This window comes from Arthrobacter sp. MYb221 (assembly GCF_002979835.1).
Taxonomy (GTDB): Bacteria; Actinomycetota; Actinomycetes; order Actinomycetales; family Micrococcaceae; genus Glutamicibacter.
The window spans coordinates 119945-137597 of sequence record NZ_PCPW01000006.1; the positions used below are offsets into that span (position 1 = coordinate 119945).

General features: G+C 62.3%; 15 protein-coding genes. 7 read left to right on the forward strand and 8 right to left on the reverse strand.

The window, feature by feature from the left end:
* The first annotated feature begins 88 nt into the window (after window positions 1-88).
* From CQ015_RS09330 to CQ015_RS09340, 3 genes are all read left to right on the forward strand, one after another.
* A complete protein-coding gene (locus CQ015_RS09330) occupies window positions 89-1126 on the forward strand; it encodes a LacI family DNA-binding transcriptional regulator (RefSeq protein WP_105650033.1) in 1038 nt (345 codons plus the stop codon).
* Window positions 1127-1227: 101 nt separating this feature from the next.
* Window positions 1228-2121: a LysR family transcriptional regulator gene (locus CQ015_RS09335; RefSeq protein ID WP_105649982.1), complete on the forward strand. Its 894-nt coding sequence runs from the start codon at window positions 1228-1230 to the stop codon at window positions 2119-2121.
* A gap of 166 nt (window positions 2122-2287) precedes the next feature.
* Window positions 2288-3667: an LCP family protein gene (locus tag CQ015_RS09340; RefSeq protein ID WP_105679021.1), complete on the forward strand. Its 1380-nt coding sequence runs from the start codon at window positions 2288-2290 to the stop codon at window positions 3665-3667.
* Between the two features lie 11 nt (window positions 3668-3678).
* Here CQ015_RS09340 and CQ015_RS09345 read toward each other — a convergent pair whose 3' ends face one another.
* Together CQ015_RS09345 and CQ015_RS09350 are read right to left on the reverse strand one after the other, a co-directional pair.
* A complete protein-coding gene (locus CQ015_RS09345; RefSeq protein WP_105649983.1) occupies window positions 3679-5430 on the reverse strand; it encodes a plasmid pRiA4b ORF-3 family protein in 1752 nt (583 codons plus the stop codon).
* 94 nt (window positions 5431-5524) lie between these two features.
* On the reverse strand, window positions 5525-7210 hold the full coding sequence (locus CQ015_RS09350; protein WP_105649984.1) for a formate--tetrahydrofolate ligase: 1686 nt from the start codon (window positions 7208-7210) through the stop codon (window positions 5525-5527).
* Between the two features lie 518 nt (window positions 7211-7728).
* On the opposite strand from CQ015_RS09350, the gene CQ015_RS09355 reads away from it, so the two are divergent.
* Both CQ015_RS09355 and CQ015_RS18960 read left to right on the forward strand, forming a co-directional pair.
* Window positions 7729-8208, forward strand: coding sequence for a DUF2975 domain-containing protein (locus CQ015_RS09355; protein WP_105649985.1), 480 nt, complete (start codon window positions 7729-7731; stop codon window positions 8206-8208).
* Window positions 8209-8604: 396 nt separating this feature from the next.
* Complete coding sequence (locus CQ015_RS18960; protein ID WP_170947924.1) at window positions 8605-8775, forward strand: hypothetical protein; 171 nt, start codon at window positions 8605-8607, stop codon at window positions 8773-8775.
* A gap of 151 nt (window positions 8776-8926) precedes the next feature.
* On the opposite strand, the gene CQ015_RS09365 is transcribed toward CQ015_RS18960, so the two are convergent.
* Window positions 8927-9496 (reverse strand): plasmid pRiA4b ORF-3 family protein, encoded by a 570-nt coding sequence (locus CQ015_RS09365; RefSeq protein WP_105649986.1) that lies wholly within the window; start codon window positions 9494-9496, stop codon window positions 8927-8929.
* Window positions 9497-9651: 155 nt separating this feature from the next.
* Between CQ015_RS09365 and CQ015_RS09370 the strand changes: the two genes are divergently transcribed.
* The gene (locus tag CQ015_RS09370) at window positions 9652-10350 is read left to right on the forward strand and encodes a maleylpyruvate isomerase family mycothiol-dependent enzyme (protein ID WP_096282702.1); all 699 of its coding nucleotides are present in this window, start codon (window positions 9652-9654) and stop codon (window positions 10348-10350) included.
* 97 nt (window positions 10351-10447) lie between these two features.
* Here the strand turns inward: CQ015_RS09370 and CQ015_RS09375 are convergent, their stop codons facing one another.
* The 4 genes from CQ015_RS09375 to CQ015_RS09390 are packed head-to-tail and all read right to left on the reverse strand — an operon-like array spanning window position 10448 to window position 15611.
* Window positions 10448-11281, reverse strand: coding sequence for a bifunctional allantoicase/(S)-ureidoglycine aminohydrolase (locus CQ015_RS09375; protein ID WP_105553960.1), 834 nt, complete (start codon window positions 11279-11281; stop codon window positions 10448-10450).
* Window positions 11282-11291: 10 nt separating this feature from the next.
* Window positions 11292-12545 carry a DUF6986 family protein gene (locus CQ015_RS09380; RefSeq protein WP_105649987.1) on the reverse strand — a complete coding sequence of 418 codons (1254 nt, stop codon included), beginning with the start codon at window positions 12543-12545 and terminating at the stop codon, window positions 11292-11294.
* On the reverse strand, window positions 12542-14170 hold the full coding sequence (aceB, locus tag CQ015_RS09385) for a malate synthase A (protein ID WP_105649988.1): 1629 nt from the start codon (window positions 14168-14170) through the stop codon (window positions 12542-12544). The genes CQ015_RS09380 and aceB overlap by 4 nt, the downstream gene beginning before the upstream one ends.
* A 55-nt stretch (window positions 14171-14225) precedes the next feature.
* A complete protein-coding gene (locus CQ015_RS09390) occupies window positions 14226-15611 on the reverse strand; it encodes an NAD-dependent malic enzyme (RefSeq protein WP_105553963.1) in 1386 nt (461 codons plus the stop codon).
* 216 nt (window positions 15612-15827) lie between these two features.
* Here CQ015_RS09390 and CQ015_RS09395 point away from each other — a divergent pair, with 216 nt between their 5' ends.
* On the forward strand, window positions 15828-16601 hold the full coding sequence (locus CQ015_RS09395; protein WP_105553964.1) for an IclR family transcriptional regulator: 774 nt from the start codon (window positions 15828-15830) through the stop codon (window positions 16599-16601).
* Window positions 16602-16956: 355 nt separating this feature from the next.
* On the opposite strand, the gene CQ015_RS09400 is transcribed toward CQ015_RS09395, so the two are convergent.
* Window positions 16957-17643, reverse strand: coding sequence for a TetR family transcriptional regulator (locus CQ015_RS09400; RefSeq protein WP_105649989.1), 687 nt, complete (start codon window positions 17641-17643; stop codon window positions 16957-16959).
* Window positions 17644-17653: the final 10 nt, after the last annotated feature.

The window sequence follows — 17653 nt, forward strand, 5'->3', positions numbered from 1 at the left end:
CCATTCAATCTCGCGCCCTGTGGCAAGCCGAGCGGGCGCCGCACGATATACTCGGGAGAAGACCATCGGGGCAAAGGCGGGAAACTACGTGTCGGTAAGCGTGAAGGAAGTCGCTCGCGAGGCAGGTGTTTCGGTCGGAACGGTCTCCAACGTACTCAACCGCCCAGAGGTCGTCGCACCGGCGACGGTTCGCAAGGTCACCGAGGCCATCGACAAGCTCGGATTTGTGCGCAATGACGCCGCCCGCCAGCTGCGGGCCGGGCACAGCCGCAGCTTCGGGCTGGTGATCCTCGATGCCCGAAACCCGTTCTTCATGGACGTCACCCAGGGAGCCCAGCACCGAGCCCTGGAAAACGGCTACACGGTGCTGATGGGCGCCAGCGATAGCTCGCTGACCACCGAACAGCAGCTGCTTGACCTATTTGACCAGCAGCGCGTCGCGGGGGTGCTCATCTCCCCCATGCACAGCGATCTGAGCCGGCTTTGGCGCATCCGCGAATCCGGCACCCCGGTGGTCTTGGTGGACCGCGGAAGCGGCGACCGCAGCTTCTCCTCGGTCTCCGTCAACGACGTGGAGGGCGGCCGAATCGCCGTCCAGCACCTTGTCGAGCTGGGACGCAAGCGCATCGCCTTCGTCGGCGGGCCGCAGAGCATCGAACAGGTCCGGCATCGCCTGGAAGGCGCGCAGTCGGTCATCGCCGGCGCTTCGGATGCATCCCTCGAATATCTGCCTACCAAGCAGCTGAGCGTCATCGAAGGCCGCGCCGCCGGAGAACGCATCGTGGCCATGGCGCCCGGGCAACGCCCTGACGGTGTTTTTGCCGCCAACGACCTACTGGCTCTAGGCATCCTGCAGGCATTTGTGATGTCCGGGAAGCTGAAGGTTCCAGAGGACATTGCGCTGGTCGGATACGACAACATAGCTTTCGCCGAGTCGGCGGTCGTCCCGATCACCACCGTGCGCCAGCCGGCCGAAGAAATCGGGCGCACCGCGGTCGATGTCCTGTTGCGCGAAGCCGAAGCGGACGAAAATGCGGTCCGCGAGCAGTTTGTCTTCACCCCGAAGCTGGTCATCCGCGCCTCCACCACAGGCACCGCCAACGCTCCTGCGCCTTCCCCCAGATAATGCCGCAGGCAGGTGTTGGAGCTCGGTGGAGCCCCGGAGCATGCTAGCGTTTCCCTGCAATCACGCCAGATGCAGTCATAGTTCAAAGGGACCTCCGATTCATGGCCACTCACCTCAACTCCAGCAATATTTCCCTAGCTCAGATTGCGGCCGTTATCACCGTGGTGGACTATGGATCTTTCACCGCCGCGGCGGATATCCTTGGAATTTCCCAGCCTTCGCTGTCACGCAGAATTCGAGCGTTGGAGCAGACCCTGGGCATGCCGGTCTTCCGGGCCGCGGGGCGGAACATGCTGCTCACCGAAGCCGGGAGGAGCATCATCCCGGCCGGGCGGCGAGCCTTGCGCGAGATCTCCTCGATCGACGCGCTGGCTTCCTCAACCCGGTCGCTGGATTCGGGCTCATTGCGCATCGCGGGTCTGCCCTCGCTCATTGCCGGAGTCCTTCCGGAATATCTCGGCCCGTTCCACCGCAATCACCCCGGGATCCAAATCGAAATAGTCAGCGTCGAGGATCACGAACAGCTGATCGACTCGGTACGTCTGGGACGCGCAGATCTCGCATTCGGCGTGGACGAGCGGATCCCCGCCGACCTTCAGACGCGCTTCGTGCGCAAGCAAAGGTTTACGGCGGTCCTTTCCACCGATTTGGCGCATACCGTGCGCACTGCGTTGGACTCCGAACTGCTGGGCGGGCTTACGCTGGTCACCTTGCCGCAGGGGACTTCCACCCGGCTGATCACCGATGAGGTCTACCGAAATCTCGGCGCCACCGCGCCACGCATCATCACCACCACGCAGCGCGACGCCCTGGTCCAGCTGAACATCGCCGTTGGCGGAATCACCATGGTTCCCCAGGTGCTGGCCAGCACCGCCGAAGTCTTCGGCGGGCTGCAGGTTCCCTTGGCCGCCGATGCCGGACGGCCCATTGGTGCGATCTTCCGCAAGGACTCGTTCAAGAACCCCGCCCTGGAGGAGTTCCTGGATCACCTGTGAGACGCAGATCTCGCGGAATCTGCGCTCCCGCGGAAAGCCCGGGGTGGCGGGCAGATACATAGGGAAAATGCATGGGTCCGCGCACTTTGGCTATTGGCGCGGTCCGTGCCTTGCATGGTCGGCTGGTGTAGATATTCCCGCCTGACTTTCGCAGGAGACCTGAGCTATGACCCATCAGCGGCCCGCAACGCCCACCAGGAAAAATTCTTCGCGACGCAAGCGCAATTTTCGCATCATCGCCGCGGCGCTGGTCCTGGCACTGGTCGTCGGAGTCGGAGCCGCCTGGTTCCGGCTTCAGGGAAATATCTCCACCGCCGCGATGCGCGCCACGGAGCAGCGGGTACCCGATTCCAGCCGGGGCATGAACATCCTCCTGCTGGGGTCGGACAGCCGGACCTTCAGCTCAACGGAGTTCGGCAAGGACAACGGATCGGCGCGCAGCGATTCCATGGTGCTCGTTCACCTGGCTGCCGACAATGAGCGCATCGACGCGGTACAGATCCCGCGCGATACATTGCTCGAGATTCCCGCCTGCGAGGATACCGGCCACGGGCATTACGCAGGCGGCCACGGGATGATCAATTCGGCACTGAACTACGGTCCCGCCTGCTCGGTCGCCGCCGTTGAATCCCTGACCGGCGTGAATCTCGACCACTTCATCGAGGTCAATTTCGAGGGCTTCATTTCCATCGTTGACGCGCTCGACGGCATCGACGTGTGCCTAGCCGATCAGATGCAGGACCCCAAGGCGAATCTGGATCTCCCGGCGGGCAACCAAACGGTCAAGGGAGAAGACGCACTGGCCTTGGCCCGCACCCGGCATGCGGTCGGGGATGGCAGCGATATCGCCCGCCTGGGCCATCAGCAGATGGTGATGTCGGCCGTCGTGCAACGGGCCACGGGTCGTGAAACGCTCACCCGGCCGGACCGGCTGTATTCCTTCCTGGATGCGGTCACCTCATCGATGACCGTTGATCCGGGACTCAGCTCGCTGGCCAATCTGGCCTCCTTGGCCACCCGCATCCAAGCAGTGCCCACCGGGGAAATCACCTTCATGACCATGCCTTGGCAGCCGGCTCCGCAGAACCGCAACCGCGTTGTCCCCGCCCCCGAGGCGTCCACGATCTTCGAGCGGTTGAGCGCAGACACCCCGGTAAATCTAGGCGATAAAGAGAGCTCGAAAGCAGAAGCGGCGCCAGCGGCCAGCTCGCACGAGGCTGCCGTGCGAATCACCAACGGCGCGCGAGTGAATCAGCTGGCATCGCAGTTCGCTGCCAAAGCAACCGCGCAGGGCTTCTCGATCTCCGAAATTGATACCGCCGAAGCTCCCCAGGCGGCAACGCGGCTGCTGGCCGCCGACACCCAGGAAGCCCGGCAGACGGCCAAGGCCTTGGCCAAGGAACTCGACCTGGATCTTCGTCCGCTCAAGGCGCCCATAGACGGCGTCCAGTTGCTCCTCGGCCAGGACTACCTTGAGATCAAGGGAGCCGAAAAGGCTCCGGTCAAAACGACCAACCGCAAGGCTAGCCAAAGCTTGTGCGGCTGAGCGAGCCTGGGCTAGAACTCCTGGTCTAGCGCTTCGTTGATCTCCTGCATGCTGAAGGCCGTCGGATCAATCTCGTCCAGGCCCATGCCTTCGAGCCATTCCATGACTTGCCCGTGCTCCGGATGGGCGGGGTCGCCGATGGCGGCGACTTTTTCCGCCCATCCCCAGGTGCCGCCGCTGTCTTCGAGCGGTGCCATGCGCCGGCCTCCGGTGCAGCGCGGCAGTGCCCCGGCCTCGGATTCCAGTACCTTTTCCACCTCGATGCGGATCTCCCAGCCATCTCCGAAATCATAGGCGTAGTCCAGCCGGTCCTTTTCGGCTTTGAGCAGTTCGGAAATCAGGACGCCTGATTCGTCTTCGTCAAACTCCATCTGCTCGATATCGGGTCCGTAGCTGGTGCCGCCGTATCCGCCCGAGCGGAACTCGTGCAGATGCCCGTCGTACCAGTCGAAGCTTGCCTGGATGATGTCGTGCAGGTCGCCCAGGTGCAGGTCAGCTGGCACCAGCACCCGGCGCCAGATCGGCGGTTTGGCGTCTTTCAGACCCAGCTTCAGCTGCAGCACCTTGCCGGTAAATGGTTCGGCACGCTTTTCCCGTTTGGGCTCTTCCGAATCGAAGCCGAACAGCGCGTCCAGCTCTTCGTCTTGCAGATCTTCCTCATCGAGCTCATCATCATCCAGATCGGTGAGAGTCGCCGCGACGAGGCGTGGGAGCGTGTAGTGCTCACCTTCCTCGACCAAGCCGAGGATCCGCAATTCGTCCAGCCGCTGGTGGGCCTGTTCCCAGGCCGCCGGCGACCATTGCTCATCTCGCGGCTCGGCCACCCGATGCGCGGATCCTTCAATGGCCTCAAGCAACCAGAGATTAGACAGTCCCCAGGCTTCCAGGGTTTCTTCATCGGCGTCCTCGGGCGCTTCGAGGAAGAGATCGAGGAATGCCTGCAGGAAAACATAGTTCGCGGAAAACGCCTGCTGCCCCTCGGACTTCTGGAATGCCCCGGCGGCCGGACCGGCTTTCGGCGACGCGTGCGCTTCGAGAGTGATGACGCCGGCCACCGCGAGCGAAGCAATGGTCAGGGAAAGCACCAGCTCGGCTTGCGCCTCGTCCAGCCCCTTGGGAAGTTCGCCCTCCAAGGCCTTGGCAGCGGAAGCCAGGAATTGTTCTCCCGGGCCGGCGCCCCATTCGGCGGAGCCCTTCCCAATGCACCAGCGGGCCAGGCCATGGGCCAATTCCACGATGGGAAGCTGGCGCAGTTCGGCGAGCGCCTGCTCTTCGAGCTCACCAGGATTCCCGGGCGCGGAAAGAGCGTCTGCGCTGAACGGAGCCGCGGTCTCCAGATTGCCGCGCAGCCAACTCAGCTCGGCGAGGTCTTGGGTCCAGCGGCCGGTATCCTCGATAAAATCAAGGTAGTCTGCCCAGGCCATGTAGAGCACCATGCGCAGTTCCCCGGAGAGATCTTCCGGCTCTTCGGCTTCCTCGAACTCGATCATGGAGTTCAACACCCCGAACAGCTTGGGTGCGTTGAACTCGGTGACGGATTCCAGTCCTACGACTTCGGCGTACATGCCCAGCGTTTCGCGCACGGCCGCCAAGGCAAGCAAGGCGGTTTCCGAATCTTGCCGCCGCTCGCCATACCAACGCACGAATTCAGGCGACAGCGCGTCCAGCCCGCGGTCGACCTTCACTCGCCCCATGGACACCACCGGTGCCTGAACACGTCCGGGGTGCCCCTGATTTACTTGCTTTTTCTTCTTCTTGGCCACCGGGTCTCCCTCACGCGCTTGGACATCTTTGTTTCAAGACTACGTGGGTTAGGCGCTTCCAGAGCGGAAATAGGGCATTCTCCGGCTAGCTGTCCTACGACAGCCCCACGGCGTTCCCATTGCCGTCGACGTCCATGTGCATGGCTGACGGAACCTTGGGAAGGCCCGGCATGGTCATGATCGCCCCGGTGATGGCCACGATGAAGCCTGCGCCAGTCTTGGGGATCAACTCGTGGACCTGCAAGGTGAACCCCTCCGGGGCGCCCAGGAGCTTGGGGTCGTCGGAGAAGGAATACTGGGTCTTGGCCATGCACACCGGCAGGTCGTCCCAGCCGTTGGCGTGGATCTGCTCGAGCATCCGCCGTGCACCGGCGGAGTATTCGACATCCGCTCCCCCGTAGATCTCGCGCACCACGGTCAGGATCTTGTCCTCGATGGGCAGCTCCAGTTCGTACAGCGGAGCGAAATTGTTTGGCGCTTCGATGGCCCGCAAGACCGCGGAGGCCAGGTCGCCGGCCCCCGCGCCGCCTTGGCCCCAGACGTCGGCAATCGCGCATTCCACGCCCTGCGCTTCGGCCCAGCCGGTGACCACCGCCAGTTCTGCCTCGGTATCCGCGGTGAACCGATTGATCCCGATCACCGGCTGGATGCCGAACTTCCTGATGTTCGAGGCATGCCGCGCGAGGTTTGATAAACCAGCGCGCACGGCCGCGACATCCTCCTTGCCCAACTCGCCCTTGGGAACTCCCCCGTGCATTTTCAGCGCGCGAATGGTGGCGACGATAACCACCGTGTCGGGGTCGCACCCGGCATAACGGGCCTTGATGTCCATGAACTTCTCGGCACCGAGGTCTGTACCGAAGCCTGCCTCGGTCACCACAACGTCGGCCAGCGCGCGTGCGGTGTTGGTGGCGATGGCCGAGTTACAGCCGTGTGCAATGTTGGCGAACGGCCCGCCGTGGATGAAGGCGGGCGTGCCGCCCATGGACTGGACCAGGTTGGGCTTGATCGCGTCCTTGAGCAGCATCGCCATGGCGCCCGCGGCGCCCAGGTCATCAACGGTGACCGGATCCTTGTCATAGGTGTATCCAATGGTCATACGGCCAAGCCGGGCGCGCAGGTCCTCTAGCCCGGTGGCCAGGCAGAAGACCGCCATGACCTCGGAGGCGACGGTAATCTCAAAGCCGGTTTCCCGCGGGACTCCCTCGGCTGGTCCGCCAAGGCCGATGACCACGTGGCGCAGCGCGCGGTCATTCATGTCCAGAACGCGCTTGAATGTGATGCGCCGCGGATCGATGCCCAAGGCATTGCCCTGGTGCAGGTGATTGTCGAGCAGCGCCATCAACAGGTTGTTGGCGCTGGTGATGGCGTGGAAATCCCCGGTGAAATGCATATTGATCTCATCCATGGGGAGCACCTGGGAGTAACCGCCACCGGTGGCCCCGCCCTTCATGCCGAAGTTCGGGCCCATGGACGGTTCGCGCAAGGCGATCATGGTTTTGGCCCCGGTGGCCGCCAGCGCATCGCCCAAACCCACCACCATGGTGGATTTCCCCTCCCCTGCGGGCGTCGGGGAAATTCCGCTGACCAGAACGACCTTTCCGGGGCGGACACCACGAGCAGTCAAAAGCGACGGGTCGACCTTGGCCTTGTACCTGCCATAGGACTCAACTGCGGCTTCAGGGATCCCCGCCGACTCGGCGATCTCGGAAATTGGCCTGAGCGCCGCCCGCGAGGCAATCCCAAGATTGCTCATGTCGGTTTCTGGCGTTGCTGTCATCGCATGCCCCTAATCTGGCGTCCGGTATTCCGGGAGATGAGGAAGACCAAGGTTTTTGGTATTCCTTGATTCCCTCCAAGCTACCACTGCGGCAATAACGGGCGCTGGCACGGCTTGGCCGAAGTAGAGCACGTGCCTTTTGCGGCGGGGCATTGGCCGAGCAAGGACACGAGCATCGACTCTGCACAGCACCAGAGCAGCTTGGAAAATCCGGCTCTTGCGATTATGAACGGCAAAGACCGGTCAGTTCGGCAACAGGCTCCAGGACGTCGATCAGCAACACTCGGCACGGCGGCCTCACGCATCAACCGACGAGCTAGCGACTGAGGGCCGCCCTCCCGTTTCAATCCCCATCATTCGGGCGTTCAGAATATGTGAAACCTCAATCGTGGATAATTTCCGCCGCTCTCTCCCACGCGGCGACTCCGCCGAGATCAGCCACAATCCCGTCGGGGCGCTGAAGCACCCCGGATACAAAATCTATTGATATTCGATAGTTAATTGTTGATAATCAATCTATGAACATGTTGCCGCTTGCCCTGCTTCGAGCATTCCTCATTCTGATCTTTCTCGGCGGACTCCTGTGGCAAGCGTGGGTTGTGCCTACGCTTGCGGCGCAGAATGCCGCACTCTTTCCCGAAGTCGCATTCCTGGCCACCCCCTATACGGTGGTGGTCATAGTCGCAATTGCCTGCCTGCAGGTCTCAATGGCTGCTATCTGGAAGTTGCTGACCATGGTGGAACGCCGGACCATCTTCACCCTGCGGGCCTTCGGCTGGGTCAACACCATCATTGCGTCAATCGCCGTGGCCACATTTCTGGCCCTGTCTCTTGGCATCCACCTACTCGGTGCGGTCGGTGTGGGCGGCCCCGGTGTCGCACTGGCGATCGCCGCCCTCACGACCTGCGGAAGCGCGTTCGTTCTCCTGATGCTGGTCATGAAGGGGCTGCTGCGCCGGGCGACCAATCTTGAAGACGGGATGGCAGAGCGCGTTTAGTACCCATCATCACCGATAGGCGAACGGCGGAGCTAAAGGTCCATCGGAAATTTCTCAAGCCGCGCCTACAGACGGCCGCACTATGACGGTTAGATTTTCGATTTGGCCTCTAGCTGCGGGTCTCCTGGGGTGCCAGTCCGGCGACTTCCTGCGCCGAGCCGCTGGAGACTCGCGGCAGCCAAATCACCCTGCGCCCGAGGACACGTTTTTCACAGGGAATCATCCAGCCCCATCCGAAGGTACTTAATTAGTTAGCTGGGAGCTTGCTCCAAAGCGCTCGCGTACCGGCACTTCTGGTGCTACATTGGCCGAGTAAGGATCGCTCAGCCCCTTAGTCCTTGGCCATTATTGGCAGGCAAGTGGCTGGTGGCGGAAGTTCGAGTAAAGGGAGAAGATATGAACGAAAACGTCCCAACGAATTCCACCGATATTTCGGATAAGACGCTGGAGGATCACATTTCGGATCCTGCGCTTTCCGATGAAGCGGGACATGACTGGACCGACGAAGGCGGGGCGACCCCCGATGGTCCGGCAACAGAAGTCAGTCCCGAAGAAACCCAGCGATAACCTACCTACAAGCGCATTTGCTCCCCAGCAGTGGCCAAGCCATTGCTGGGGAGTCTTACTTTTGCCGATCGACCTTTGCCCTCGAATCCAAGAAGACATGTAAAGGTTTTTCACACGTTTACCTGACTGGCTCAATGTGTCCGGTCAGCAGCTAGCGGGCATACTCAAACATTTCGTTGACGCGCTGCTTGTCGAAAAGCGAAGCATCGAACTGCTCACCGTCGCGCAGGAAGAGCCATTTTCGGTACTCCGCTTGATCCGGATGATCCGGGTCCTTCAGCGCTTCGATCACCATGGCCCACCCAAGCGGCCCTCCCGAGTCTTCCCGCGGAGCCATCCTGCGCCCGCCAATGCACCGCGGCAACGGGCCAGCGTCGACCGGTGGCAGTCCTTCCAGCTCGATACGGACTTCCCAGTAGTCACCGAAGTCATAGACGTAATCGAGCTTGCCCTGCCCATGACTTAGCAGTTCGTCGAGGCATACCGTGGACTCATCAACATCGGATCTAATCTCGGAACCAGCCGGACCGAAGCTCACCCCATTAACACCATTGAGCTCAAACTGGTGCGGGTGCGCGTCGTACCAACCGAAACTGTACTGAATCACCTGATGCAATTGGTCCAGCCGCATCGAACCTGGAACCAAAACCCTGCGCCAGATCGGCGGACTGGTACGTCTGATTCTGAATTTCAATTGCAATACCGAAGCGTATGAACTCATCAGCCCCTACTCCTGAAACTTCGACTTCTTATACTCAAATCCAGCTGCAGCGCTAGGCTCCAAGCACTGAAACTTCTGACGGGTACGGCGATACTCGTTCGATATAGATCGGTTTTCCGAGTCATTTTCAAACCACCCATTGGTAGGGTGACAGCATGATCAACACCGCCCGATTGCATTCAGACCTCTCCCGACTCAACCGTGAAACCTCGATGATGATGGCCACGATTGACACCCTGTCCGCCGATGAGTTGGCCGCCGATTCTCTCTGCGAGGGCTGGAGCCGAGCGCATGTCATCGCCCACCTCGCATCCAACGGCCGCACCCTGGTCAAGCTCATCGATTGGGCCATTACCGGCGAACCGCAGCAGCTTTATGCGTCCACCGAGGCGCGCAACGCAGAAATCGCCGAGCTTGCCGCCTTGCCCCGCGAAGAACTGCTCGCGGGTTTCCGCGACGCGGCAACGTTCTTTGCCGAGCAGTCCGAGCGTCTCACCGGCGAGCTAGCGGTCGAAGAGGTGGATCTGCACGGCAAGATCATCCCGGCGACCTCCATCGTGGCGCTTCGGATCGCGGAGATCGTCATCCACCACCACGATCTGGACACCGCCTGGACCATCGAGGAGGCGGACCCGGATTCACAAGAAAACGCCGTGGAGGCCGCGGTACGCACCATGCGCGTGAAGAACGCCCCGGGCATGACGCTGGTCACCGAAGAAGGCGACGAATGGGTTATCGGCGACGGCGCGCTGAAGGTCCGCTCGGACCGCGAAGGCCTCATCGAATGGCTCGCCCGCGGCCAGTCGCGGCACATTGAGGCAGATGGTCCGATCCCGGCCCTGCCTGCTTGGTAGCAAGCCCCACGCGCACCCGGAACTTCTCTCCGGCACGCCCAAGGCTCACGCTGGCTGCGGAACTCAACGAGTTCCGCAGCCAGCGTTCTTTAATGCCCTACAACGCGACCTGGCGGTTCTGATCCTTGTACAGCAGGTAGCGGAAGTTGCTCGGCCCTCCGGCGTAGCAAGCCTGCGGGCAGAAGGCGCGCAGGGACATGTAGTCCCCGGCTTCAACCTCGACCCAGTCCCCGTTCAAGCGGTAGACGCCCTTTCCTTCCAGGACATACAGGCCATGTTCCATCACGTGGGTTTCGGCGAAGGGAATCGAGGCTCCCGGCTCGAAGGTCACGATATTCACCCCGAAGTCGAAGGCGATGTCATTCGGGTCGAGCATCCGGGTGGTGCGCCATTTGCCGTCGGTGCCCGGCATCTCGCCCGGTTCCACGTCGCGTTCGTTGCCCACTACCGGCCCCGGTGCCGCCACGCCGGCCACCGGCTCGTAGCGCTTGCGGATCCAGTGGAAATTCGCCACCTCGGCGCCGTCGTTGCGTGCGGACCAGCTGGCTCCGGCCGGCAGGTAGGCGTAGCCGCCATCGGCGAGCACATGCTCTTGGCCCTCGATCACCAGGGTCAATTCGCCGCCCAGCACGAAAATGAAGCCCGACACCTCGGCCTGTGGTTCCGGCTTGGCCGCTCCTCCGCCGGGAGAGACTTCGAGAATCGACTGGGCGAAGGTGGTGGCTCCCCCGGCCACCGGGCGGTTCAGCACCCAGGCGCGGGTGCTGGACCATTCGGGGAACACGCTGGTGACGATATCGCGCAGCACCCCCTTGGGAATGACCGTGTAGGCCTCGGTGACGATCGCGCGATCGGTCAACAGGTCGGTTTGCGGCGGGTGGCCGCCGAAGTTGGTGTAGTACGCGGCTTTTTGTGCGGCTGCTGCGGTCATGATGTTCCTCCTAGGCATGTGAACGGTTTAGCGCGATTGCTTCGAGTTCGGCGGTTGTGATTTGGGCTAGTTCCTGGACTTCTTCTTCGCCCACCGCACCGCAGCTCACGCCGCGGTGGATATAGCGGGCCAGGGCTCGCGCGGTGGCCGGTTCGTCCATGATGGCCGAGTCGATCCGGTGGACGTAGTTGCGCAGCCGCGTCGCTGCGGCCTGCAATCCTTCGCGGAAGAAGGCGAAGGTGGCCAGGTAGCGGGTGGGCAGCTGATTCGCGTGCATATCCCAGCCCTGGTAGATCCCGCGTTCCAGGTGGCGGCGCACCAGTCGGGCATGCAGAGCCCAGGCCGCCGCAATATTCTCCGGGTCTCCGGCCGGAATGATGTTGGTGGAGCCGTCCGATAGCTCCACCCCGGTGCCCGCGACCGCCACCTGCATGACGTCCTTGGCGAAGTCGGCGACCGGGTGCTCCATCGATTGGTAGGCGGCTGCGACGCCAAGGGAGGCCGAGTAGTCGTAGGTGCCGTAGTGCAGGGAGGAAATTCTGCCTTGGCCAGCGTGGATCAGCTGCGCCACCGGGTGGCTTCCGTCGGCCGCGATGATCACCTGCGGCGTCTCTACCTGCACCTCGAAGCGGATCTCTCCGGCTTCGAGGCCATGGTTCTGCTCCAGCTTCTCGGCGAGGAACACCATCGCCTCGACCTGAGCCACGGTACTGACCTTGGGCAGGGTCAGCCGCAGCCCGGCGGGCAGCGGACCGTTTTCAAGCAGCCGGGAGATGAATAGATCCAGGGTGCGGATGCCGCGGGCCCGGGTAGGGGCCTCGAAGCATTTGAAGCGGATGCCCAGACAGGCCGGAGCCTGCCCGGCGGCTACGGCGGCGGATACCGAGTCGGCGGCGGCTAGTGCGTGCGCGTCCTCCTCGGCGTCCGGCCGGTTGCCGTAGCCATCCTCGAAGTCGAGACGCAAATCTTCGATGGGTTCAACCTCTAGCTTGGCCGCCACCAAGGCACCGAGCCGCTCGGGCTCGGCGAGTCCCAGCGTGGCCGCCAGCTCGCCGAGTCCCGCGGCACCGCCGGCGACCGCGAGGGCTGCGGCGCCCCACTGCGCGGTAAGCTCGCCGGTGAACCGGTCCCCTGGAACATACACGGTGTGCACCGGCTGGCGCGCTCCGCTCTCCCCCGGGTAGCCGTGGGCGAGGAGCCTGTCGGTGTCGGCCAGCCGCGCTTCCACGGCCGCTAGGGTTGACTCATCGAAGAGATTGCTCATGGCTTGGTCACGAATTCCTTATCCAATAGTTCGTACGCTGGGGTGGTCAAGAAGTCAGCGAAGTCCTCATCCTTGCCGCTGGTCAGCTTCGCGATCAGCTCGGCTGCCGGCTGGTAGAAGGCGGCGAACTGCTCCTCGTTGTTCACTTCGGAACGCAGACGCTCAACCTCTTCGGCGAGGATCGTGGAGACCAACTGCGTGGTGATGGTGTTGCCGGTGTCGGCGGCCACGACCTCGTTGCGGATCTGCTGCCAGATCTGCGAGCGGGAGATCTCCGCGGTCGCGGCATCTTCCATCAGGTTGTGGATGGCTACCGCGCCATTGCCCGAAAGCCACACGGCCACGTAGTTCACCGCGACGTACAGGTTGGCGCGGACGCCAGCCTCGGTGACCTCGCCCGGGGCGCTGGCCACGTCGAGCAACTGCGCGGCGGTGACCTCAACCTCTGGACGCTGGCGGTCGATCTGGTTTGGCTTATCGCCCAATGCGCCGTCGAAGATTTCCTTGCAGATTTCCACCAGGTCCGGGTGGGCAACCCAGGAGCCGTCGAAGCCGTCCGTGGCTTCGCGGTTCTTGTCTTCGCGGACCTTGGCGAAGGCCGCTGCGGTGACCTCTGGTTCGCGGCGGTTCGGGATGAAGGCGGCCATGCCTCCCATGGCGAAGGCCCCGCGCTTGTGGCAGGTCTTCACCAGCAGCTCGGTGTAGGCGCGCATCATCGGCGCGGTCATGGCCACGGCCGAGCGGTCCGGCATGATGAACGCGTCTCCCGCCTCGCGGAAGGTCTTGATGATGGAGAACAGGTAATCCCAGCGTCCGGCGTTCAGGCCCGAGACGTGGTCGCGCAGTTCGTAGAGGAACTCTTCCATCTGGAAGGCCGCGGGAATCGTTTCGATGAGCATCGTGGCGCGCACGGTGCCGTAGTCGATGCCGAGCTCGGCCTGTGCGAAGGTGAACACCTCGTTCCAGAGGCGCACCTCCAGGTAGTGCTCCATCTTCGGCAGGTAGTAGAACGGGCCCTGGCCCGATTCTGCCAGCACCTTGGCGTTATGGAAGAAGTGCAGGCCGAAGTCGACCAGCGCACCGATCGCCGGCTTGCCGTCGATCAGCACATTGTTCTCCGGCAGGTGCCAGCCGCGGGGGCGGACCACAACAACCGCGCGTGCCGCGTCGGTGCGCAACGCGTAGGTCTTGCCCTCCGGCGAGGTGAAGGACAGCTCCCCGCGGGCCGCCGCGTTCAGGTTGGCGATCGCGTCGATGACATTGGACCAGCTCGGCGTCGAGGCGTCCTCCAGGTCCGCAAGCCAGACCTTGGCCCCTGAGTTCAGCGCGTTGATGGCCATTTTGGCCGGGCTTGCCGGGCCGGTGATCTCCACGCGGCGGTCGCGCAGGGCTGCAGGGGCCTCGGCGACCTTCCAGTCCCCGGTGCGCACAGTCTCGGTTTCCGGGTCGAAGTCGATGGCGCGTGCCTTGGAGAACTGCTGGCGGCGCTCACCGCGTGCTTCCAGCAGCTCGTTGCGCGTGCCGGCGAACTTTTCGTGCAGCTTTTCAATGAATGCCAGCGCCTCGGCGCTGAGGATCGCTTCCGCGCCGCTTACCTCTGGGATTCGTGTAATTGAGATGGTCATGGTGCTCCTTAACCTGTCAGTGTCGTGTTCCAGCGACAATATTTACGTGTGGGTTTTACTGCTTTCCGGCTGCTTGGACCACCGCTGCCGCCACGTTCCCGGCTACCAGCGGGTCAAAGACCGAAGGGACAATAAACCCGGGATTCAGCTCTTCCGGCGCAACCCGGGCGGCGATGGCATCTGCCGCGGCTAAGAGCATGGCGTCGGTTATATCGGCAACGCCAGCGTCGAGCAATCCGCGGAAGAATCCGGGGAAGGCCAGCACGTTGTTGATCTGGTTCGGGAAGTCGCTGCGCCCGGTGGCGACCACCATCGCGTGGCGACCGGCAACCGCAGGATCCACTTCGGGATCCGGGTTGGCCATGGCGAAGACGATCGCGCGTTCGTTCATCGCGGCGATATCTTCTTCGTCCAGGACATTCGGTGCCGAAACCCCGATGAACACATCGGCATTGACTACGGCCTGCTTCAGCGTTCCGGTGAAGTTCTCCGGGTTGGTGTTCTCGGCCAACCAGGTCCGGTGCGCATCGGTGTACTGTTCGTTGCGGTTGATCGCTCCGTTGCGCCCGCAGGCGACGATATTGCTTGCACCGCGCGCCTTGAGCAGCTGGATGATGGCGTTGCCGGCGGCGCCGACACCGGAAACCACGATGCGCAGGTCCGCAAGCTTCTTGTCCACTACCTTCACCGCATTGACCAGGGCGGCCAGCGTCACGATGGCGGTTCCGTGCTGATCGTCGTGGAAGACCGGGATGTCCAGCTCCTCGCGCAGGCGGGCCTCGATCTCGAAGCAGCGCGGGGCGGCGATGTCTTCGAGATTAACCCCGCCGTAGACGGGGGCTAGTGCCTTGACGATGTTGACGATCTCGTCGGTGTCCTGGGTGTCGAGGCAGACCGGCCAGGCATCGACGTCGGCGAACTGCTTGAACAGCGCGGCCTTGCCTTCCATCACCGGCAAAGCGGCGGCCGGGCCGATATTGCCCAGCCCCAGGACGGCCGAACCGTCGGTGACCACGGCGATGGTATTGCGCTTGATCGTGAGGTTTCGGGCATCTGCCGGATTCTCTGCGATTGCCATGCAGACGCGGGCAACACCCGGGGTATAGGCCCGGGAGAGGTCATCGCGGTTGCGCAGCGCCACCTTGGGCGTCACCGAGAGCTTTCCGCCAAGGTGCATCAAGAAGGTGCGGTCCGACACGTTGCGGACATTCACCCCGTCAAGATTGTTCAGGGCATCGCGAACCGTGTCGCCGTGGGCGACGTCGGTGGTGTTGCAGGAAACGTCGACCACCATGTGGGTATGGTGCGATTCGGTGACGTCCAAGGCCGTGATGTGCGCACCGGCCGAGCCTACTGCCGCAGCCAGTTCACTGGTCGCGGTTATCGATGCTGGGGTCTCTACGCGAAGCGTCAATGAATATCCCGGGCTTGGTGCTGCCATCAGATCCTCCTGTAAAAGTTTTCCGTATAGTGGATACTATTATCCTCAAAATGAAAATGCAAGAGGCTTTTGTGTGCTGAAGCACGATTTTTTATCCACTATTTTCGGATCGTGGAAGAAAATGGGATTTTCGGGGTATTCTTGGGGCTAGGATTTCGCATCGTAGAACTAAAACGTAAGCTACTTCCAAAATCAGTACCCTAGAAGGAGCAGCAGATGACGCAGACCGCCAGCAAGTCCACTACCGGTGGAGTTCAGTCCGTTGAACGAGCCTTTGAACTTCTGGAAGTCATCGCCCGCGCCGGAGGCGAGGCGGCGCTCAGCGAGCTGGCCGCAGACACTCCCCTGCCGCTGCCCACCATCCATCGCCTGCTGCGCACCTTGGTCGGCGTCGGCTATGTCCGCCAGCTGCCCAACCGCCGCTACTCGCTGGGCCCGCGGCTGATCCGCCTGGGCGAAGTGGCCAATCGCCAACTTGGCGCCTTGGCCTCCCCGGTACTCAAGGAGCTGGTAGGCAAGCTGGGCGAATCAGCCAATATTGCGGTACTCGACGGCGACATGGTCACCTATATTGCCCAGGCGCAGTCCCCCCACTCAATGCGGATGATCACCGAGGTAGGCCGGCGCGCCATGCTCCACAATTCGGGAGTCGGCAAGGCGGTGCTTTCGGTACTGGATGATGAGCGCGTACAGCGCTTGGTCGCCCAGGCCGGAATGCCGCCAAAAACGGCCAATACCATTACTACCTTGGGCAAGCTGTTTACCGATGTTGAAGCCACCCGCGAGCGCGGGTACGCCATCGATGAAGAAGAACAGGAACTCGGCGTCCGATGCATCGCCGTGCCGGTCCCGGGGGCACCAACTCCGATGGCCATCTCGGTCTCCGGGCCAGTCACCCGTGTAGACGAAGCCTTTATCAAATCAGCCGTGCCGGAGTTGCAGGAAGCCGCCCGCGAGCTGGGCCGGCAGCTGGTCGCCGTTGCGGAATAAGGCTTTCGGGTCGCGCAGCGCTCAATGACGCGCAACCGGTCTGCCCCCCCTACCTAAATGCCTGCCGCCCGGGCATTAATTGTCGCTGGCTTCTTCCGCGCCAACCGGACCTTACAAGGCTCGGTGTAGTGGCTGATCGTGCCAATGCTTGGCTGGGTTACCGAGAACTGGTTAATCACCTTGGAAGCCCTGCATGGCCCCGGGGATCGTGCGAAGTCCGCAATATTTGCGTGGCGTTTGGGATCGTCACTTTCGGCGCGTGGTTCCACCCGGCGTCGTCAAGCGATATTGATGCCGCGCAGTCGCTCAAGTGCTGAATAAAAGTTCTTCGCCTGCCGTAGCCCCACTGCGGAAGCTATTTCGCGCCGGCCCACTGATCATCGATCATGGCGGCAAAGTCGAATGCTTCATCTAGGATTTCGCGCAAGCTTTCTTCGGGCGCGCTAACCCAGCGAACTAACGCGTGGTCATAGAGCGCCATGGCCAGCAGCGCAGAGGTTTCCGCCCGACGAACGTTGGCGCAAAATGACGATAATGCCTGCGCCAGGGAAGCCTGCTGCTCACGTCTAAATTCTTGCCAGCTGGCGCGCAACGCGGGACTCCCCCACACCAGCTGAATTCGTCCCCGTAGGGCTTCTGGGTCTTGTTCTGCGGCCACGACCGTCGATTCAAAGCTTCGGCGCAAAAGTTCCAGCAGGCTTTCTCCGGGATGAGAGGCCATGGACGCCAACGCTTCAGAAAAATGCACATTCAGCGAACCTAGGGCGGTGATCACCGCATCTTCCTTCGAGGAGAAATACCTGAAGAAGGTGGCCCGGGAAATGCCCACTGATTGAGCGGCTTGCTGCGCGGTAACGTTCTCCAGTCCTCGCTCGGCGAACAGGGTATAGATCTGTTCTGCCAACTCGACCTTCATCTTCTCGCGCACTCGTTCACGCACCGCAGGGACCATGGCAAAAACTTTACTCTGAGATGATCGACCTCTTTTGAGACTCAGTCTCTTCGCCCATATCAGGGGCAATTTATTCTCGGCGTGTCGCATAGAGGCAAGT

What these genes read in the sequence shown, in the direction of transcription:
- CQ015_RS09365 (WP_105649986.1), bottom strand. Translation starts at nt 9,496, where the DNA reads ATGAGTTCATACGCTTCGGTATTGCAATTGAAATTCAGAATCAGACGT.
- CQ015_RS18960 (WP_170947924.1), top strand. Translation starts at nt 8,605, where the DNA reads ATGAACGAAAACGTCCCAACGAATTCCACCGATATTTCGGATAAGACG.
- CQ015_RS09380 (WP_105649987.1), bottom strand. Translation starts at nt 12,545, where the DNA reads ATGAGCAATCTCTTCGATGAGTCAACCCTAGCGGCCGTGGAAGCGCGG.
- CQ015_RS09370 (WP_096282702.1), top strand. Translation starts at nt 9,652, where the DNA reads ATGATCAACACCGCCCGATTGCATTCAGACCTCTCCCGACTCAACCGT.
- CQ015_RS09350 (WP_105649984.1), bottom strand. Translation starts at nt 7,210, where the DNA reads ATGACAGCAACGCCAGAAACCGACATGAGCAATCTTGGGATTGCCTCG.
- CQ015_RS09335 (WP_105649982.1), top strand. Translation starts at nt 1,228, where the DNA reads ATGGCCACTCACCTCAACTCCAGCAATATTTCCCTAGCTCAGATTGCG.
- CQ015_RS09355 (WP_105649985.1), top strand. Translation starts at nt 7,729, where the DNA reads ATGAACATGTTGCCGCTTGCCCTGCTTCGAGCATTCCTCATTCTGATC.
- CQ015_RS09340 (WP_105679021.1), top strand. Translation starts at nt 2,288, where the DNA reads ATGACCCATCAGCGGCCCGCAACGCCCACCAGGAAAAATTCTTCGCGA.
- CQ015_RS09400 (WP_105649989.1), bottom strand. Translation starts at nt 17,643, where the DNA reads ATGCGACACGCCGAGAATAAATTGCCCCTGATATGGGCGAAGAGACTG.
- CQ015_RS09395 (WP_105553964.1), top strand. Translation starts at nt 15,828, where the DNA reads ATGACGCAGACCGCCAGCAAGTCCACTACCGGTGGAGTTCAGTCCGTT.
- CQ015_RS09390 (WP_105553963.1), bottom strand. Translation starts at nt 15,611, where the DNA reads ATGGCAGCACCAAGCCCGGGATATTCATTGACGCTTCGCGTAGAGACC.
- CQ015_RS09375 (WP_105553960.1), bottom strand. Translation starts at nt 11,281, where the DNA reads ATGACCGCAGCAGCCGCACAAAAAGCCGCGTACTACACCAACTTCGGC.
- aceB (WP_105649988.1), bottom strand. Translation starts at nt 14,170, where the DNA reads ATGACCATCTCAATTACACGAATCCCAGAGGTAAGCGGCGCGGAAGCG.